Genomic DNA, 3,540 nt, shown 5'->3' with positions numbered 1-3,540 from the left:
CCGCTGCACCGCGCCGCGCCGGCATTGCCGCGGAATTCAGAGGCTCGCCGCTGGGCCTGCTCGTGCAGACGAGCGCCAAGCCCTGGGTGGTGGTGGGCGAGACGCTGCTGCTGCCGGTGCTGGCCGTTTTGATCGGCATGTGGGCCAACCCGGACAATCCCCTGTGGGTGGAGTCCGAGTTCCCCTGGGCCTGGCTGGCGCCCGTGGTGGTGGCCCTGCGCTACGGGCCGGTGGCCGGCCTGTCGGCGGCCGGCGTGCTGCTGCTGGCCTGGCTGGGGGTCAACCAGCGCGATCTGTCGCTGTTCCCGGAACAGTACTTTCTGGGCGGCCTGATCCTGGTCATGGTCGTGGGCGAGATCTCCAGCCTCTGGCGCGCACGCATACGCCGCGCGCGCACGGCGCAGAACTACATGGACCAGCGCACCGAGCAGCTGATCCGCCAGCATTACCTGCTGCGCCTGTCGCATGACCGGCTGGAGCAGGAGCTCATAGGCCGCCCCGTGTCCATGCGCGATGCCATCAACGTGCTCAGCGGCCTCAGTGGCGCCGAGGGCGATGCGCAAAGCCTGCTCAACCTGCTGTCGCGCTTCAGCCAGATCAGCGTGGCCAGCCTGGTGCCCGTGCGCAATGAGGTGCTGGACCCCACGCCCATTGCCCAGCTGGGGGGCGAGCGGCCCATCCATGTCCACGATCCGCTGGTGCGCCAGGCGCTGGACAGCCATGTGCTGTGCCATGTCTCGCAAAGCATGGCGGAGGGCCAGCAGACGCAGTACATCGTCGTGGCTCCCATGCTGGACCTGGAGGGCGAGATCTACGGCCTGCTGCTGGTCGAGGAAATGCCTTTCTTCGCATTGCAGGAAGAGGCGCTGCAGACCATCAACCTGCTGCTGGGCTACTACACTGACAGCGTGGCCGCCAACAGCCTGGCTGCGCCGCTGCTGCAGGCCTATCCCGATTGCCCGCCGCATTTCGCGTTCGAGCTGCAGCGCATGGAGCATGTCAACCGCAGCGCGCGCCTGAGCAGCGTGGTGGTGGCGCTGGAGCTGTCGCCCTCGGCTGTGCAGGCCCAGATGGCCCAGCAGATCATGCGGCTGGAGCGCATGCTGGACCGCTCCTGGCTGCAGGAAAGCGATGGCCGGCAGCTGCTGGCCATCTTCATGCCGCTGGGCACCAACGCCACGGCCGAGGGCTACCTGAACCGCATCGAGGGCTGGCTGGCCCAGCGCGGCGTGGCCTCGCTGGCCGATGCGGGCATCTTCCCGCGCACCATCTTGCTGGACCGCTGCTCGGCCAGCAGCGTGCTGGAGCGACTGCATCAGATGGGGCAGGGCCATGCTTAACCTCAAGCTGGCACTGGGTGCGCTGGCCGCGGAAATTGCCTCCTGGAGCAGCCTGTGGCTGCTGCGCAGCCAGTCGGACGCGGCCCTGCTGGGCTATCTCACGGCCCACGGGCTGGCCAGCGGCCTGCTGGCGCTGTGCCTGGCGCCCTTCCTGGCCACCTCGGCCAAGTCGGTGCGCCAGCGCCTGGCCCTGGTGGCGCTGATGGGGCTGTTTGCCTATGCCGTGCCGGTGGCCGGCATTTTGGGCGCCGTGGTCGCCACCATTGCGCTGCACACCCAGCGCGGCCCGCGTGGCGGCCCGCGTTTCCCGGTGATGCCCCTGCCCGATTTCGACCCGCACCAGCAGGCCAGCACCAGCCGCCGCCAAGCCGGCCTGCAGTCCTTCCTGGCCAATCCCAATGTGCCGGTCGCCTCGCGCATGCGGGCCATGGTGGCGCTGGGCAGCGTGCCGGGGCGCATTGCCTCGCCCATGCTGCGCACGGCGCTGGGCGATTCCAGCGAAGACCTGCGCCTGCTGGCCTACAGCATGCTGGACGCCAAGGAGCGCGAGATCAGCAAGACCATCCACCAGGAGCTGCAGCTGTTCGAGCATGCCCGCCAGTCCGAGGGCGATGCGCCCTACGGGCCGCGTGGCCTGCAGGCGGCGCGGGCGCTGACCGACCTGTACGCGGAGCTGGTCTACCAGGGCGTGGCGCAGGGCGATGTGCGCGACCACGCCATCAAGCAATCCCTGCACTACTGCGACCTGGTGCTCGCTCAGCGGCCCGACAACGCCTTGCTGCTGCTGCGCCGTGGCCGGCTGCTGCACATGCAGGGCAGGGCGGTGGAGTCGCTGGCCTGCTATGAGCGCTCGCTGGCGCTGGGCATGGAGCCGGCACGCGTCGTGCCCTACCAGGCCGAGCTGCTGTTCGATCGGCGCGAATTCGCCAAGGCGCAGGCCCTGATGCGTTCGCTGGACATCGAGCAAGCCCTGCCGCGCCTGAAGCCCAGCATCCGCTACTGGAGTGCCTCATGAGCCGTGCGAGCCAGTTCCCCACGGCGGCCAATGCGGACATCGCGCTGCTGCTGGAAGGCACTTTCCCCTATGTCAGCGGGGGTGTGTCCAGCTGGGTCAACCAGATCCTGCAGGCCTATCCCGAGCACCGCTTTGCCATCGTCTTCCTGGGCAGCCGGCGCGAGGACTATGGCGATTTCCGCTACGCACTGCCGCCCAACGTGGTGCACTTCGAGCAGCACTACCTGTTTGACGCGCTGCACTCCAATATCCAGCCCGCCCCTTCGCGCGGCCATCCCGAAGCCTTGGCCAAGGCCAGGGAATTCCTGGGCGCGCTGGAGGCGCATGACGGCAGTGCCGAAAGCCGGGCCAAGGTGCTGGCGGCCATGCGCTCCATTGCGCTGGAGCTGCAGCCCGGCGGCAGCCTGCCGCTGGAGGATTTCCTGCACAGCGAATTCGCCTGGGACCTGATCCGCGACAGCTACCGGCGCCACTGCACCGACCCGTCGTTCGTGGACTTCTTCTGGACCGTGCGCATCATGCTGCAGCCGCTGTGGCTGATGGCGCGCATCGCCCATGGGCTGATCCCGGTGCGCGTGCTGCATACCGTCTCGACCGGCTATGCGGGATTTCTGGGCGGCCTGCTGCACCATGCACGCGGCCTGCCGCTGGTGCTGTCCGAGCATGGCATCTACACGAAAGAGCGCCAGATCGACCTGCTGCAAAGCTCCTGGATCCGCGACAACCGCAACATCTTCCAGCGCGACCCCATGGAGGTGTCGTTCTTCCGGCAGATGTGGATACGGTTTTTCGACTGGATGGGGCGCTTTTGCTATGGCGCGGCCGATCCCATCATTGCGCTGTACGAGAACAACCGCCTGCGCCAGGTGGCCGATGGCGCGGCCGCCGAGCGCACGGTCAGCATCCCCAACGGCATCCGCATAGAACGCTTTGCGCCGCTGCGCACCCAGCGGCCCGCCGAGGTGCCGCCCGTGCTGTGCCTGATCGGCCGCGTGGTGCCCATCAAGGACATCAAGACCTTCATCCGCGCCATGCGCCGCGTGGTCAACCGGATGCCCCAGGTCCAGGCCTGGGTGGCCGGCCCCACGGCCGAGGACCCGGCCTATGCCGAGGAATGCCAGAACCTCGTGGACAGCCTGGGCCTGCAGGCCAACGTCCGCTTTCTGGGCATGCAGAAGGTGGAGG

At 68.2% G+C, this 3,540-nt stretch carries 3 protein-coding genes; all 3 read left to right on the top strand.

Annotation, left to right across the window (positions count from 1 at the left end):
- Positions 1 to 1,340: PelD GGDEF domain-containing protein (locus JHD82_RS28605; protein WP_199140253.1), on the top strand; the 1,340-nt coding region annotated here is incomplete at its 5' end.
- Positions 1,333 to 2,355 (top strand): hypothetical protein, encoded by a 1,023-nt coding sequence (locus JHD82_RS28600; protein WP_034396971.1) that lies wholly within the window; start codon positions 1,333 to 1,335, stop codon positions 2,353 to 2,355. The genes JHD82_RS28605 and JHD82_RS28600, both read left to right, overlap by 8 nt.
- On the top strand, positions 2,352 to 3,540 hold a 1,189-nt coding region (pelF, locus tag JHD82_RS28595; RefSeq protein WP_199140251.1), incomplete at its 3' end, for a GT4 family glycosyltransferase PelF. The genes JHD82_RS28600 and pelF, both read left to right, overlap by 4 nt.

This window comes from Delftia sp. ASV31 (genome assembly GCF_016428765.1).
Taxonomy (GTDB): Bacteria; Pseudomonadota; Gammaproteobacteria; order Burkholderiales; family Burkholderiaceae_C; genus Comamonas; species Comamonas acidovorans.
This window is presented reverse-complemented; position numbering and strand designations above follow the sequence as displayed.

Excerpts from the sequence above, each read along its gene's own strand:
- JHD82_RS28600 (WP_034396971.1), top strand. The coding sequence starts at position 1,333 with ATGCTTAACCTCAAGCTGGCACTGGGTGCGCTGGCCGCGGAAATTGCC.